This is a genomic window from Caballeronia pedi, from assembly GCF_001544915.2.
GTDB lineage: Bacteria > Pseudomonadota > Gammaproteobacteria > Burkholderiales > Burkholderiaceae > Caballeronia > Caballeronia pedi.
In genome coordinates, this window is the sequence record NZ_FCOE02000118.1 from 1 (window position 1) to 1112 (window position 1112).

1 protein-coding gene is annotated in these 1112 nt (G+C 61.0%); it reads right to left on the bottom strand.

Features of this window, described 5'->3' with window-relative positions; translation table 11 throughout:
• Positions 1–1085: 1,2-phenylacetyl-CoA epoxidase subunit PaaE (paaE, locus tag AWB80_RS42765; RefSeq protein WP_087132120.1), on the bottom strand; the 1085-nt coding region annotated here is incomplete at its 3' end.
• Positions 1086–1112 lie beyond the last annotated feature (27 nt).

The window sequence follows — 1112 nt, forward strand, 5'->3', positions numbered from 1 at the left end:
CGCTCGTCGAAACTCACGACCACACGCTCGCTCACCGGATGACACTGGCAAGTCAGCACGAAACCATCATCGATTTCATGTTGTTCGAGCGTGAAGTTCTTTTCCATCTTCACTTCGCCTTCGAGCACCTTCGCGCGGCACGTGCAGCACACACCGCCCTTGCACGCGTACGGCAACGCGAGGCCTGCTTTCAGACCCACATCGAGCACGCTCACGCCCGCGTATGGCAGCCGCAGCTTGCGCTTCTTGCCATCGATGATCAGTTCCAGATCCGCCGCCGGCGTGTTCTCCGTGATCTCGATGGCCGGCACCCCCGCCTGCGGCAACGGCGTGCCGAAGCGCTCGACGTGAATCTGCTTGGGCGCGACGCCCGAGTCCTTCAACGCCGCTTCGGCCGCATCCATCATCGGGCCGGGGCCGCAGATGAACGCTTCGTCGATTTCTTCAGGCGAGAGCAGGCTTTCCAGAAACGCCTTGCATTTCGCTTCGTCCAGCACGCCGTTGAAGAGCTCCACGTCCTGCAAATCATCCGACAGCACGTGATACAGCGAGAAGCGATCCATATAGCGATTCTTCAGATCCTCGAGTTCCTCGGCGAACATGATCGCGTCCACGCTGCGATTGCCGTACACCAGCGTGAAGCGGCTGGTCGGTTCCGTATCCAGCGTCGTCTTGATGATCGCCAGCACCGGCGTGATGCCCGAGCCGCCCGAGAACGCCACATACTGCTTCGCGTGATCCGCGTTCAGGTGCGTGAAGAAGCGGCCATCGGGCGTCATCACTTCAATCTCGTGGCCGGGCTTCAAGGTATCGAATGCGAAGTTCGAGAAGCGGCCGCCCCGCACGCGCTTGATGCCGATGCGCAATTCGCCATCGCGATCGTAGTCGGTCACGCCTACGCAGATCGAATACGAACGGCGCGTTTCTTCGCCATCGATATGCGTCTTGAGCGTCACGAACTGGCCCTGCGTGAAGCGAAACGCATCGCGCAGCGTGGGCGGCACCTCGAACGAAACGGTGACCGCATCGGCGGTTTCGGGCCGCACGTCACGGATGCGCAGCGGGTGGAATTGCGGAGTCGCCATGTTTTTCGGCTCGCTATCGGTTGATTC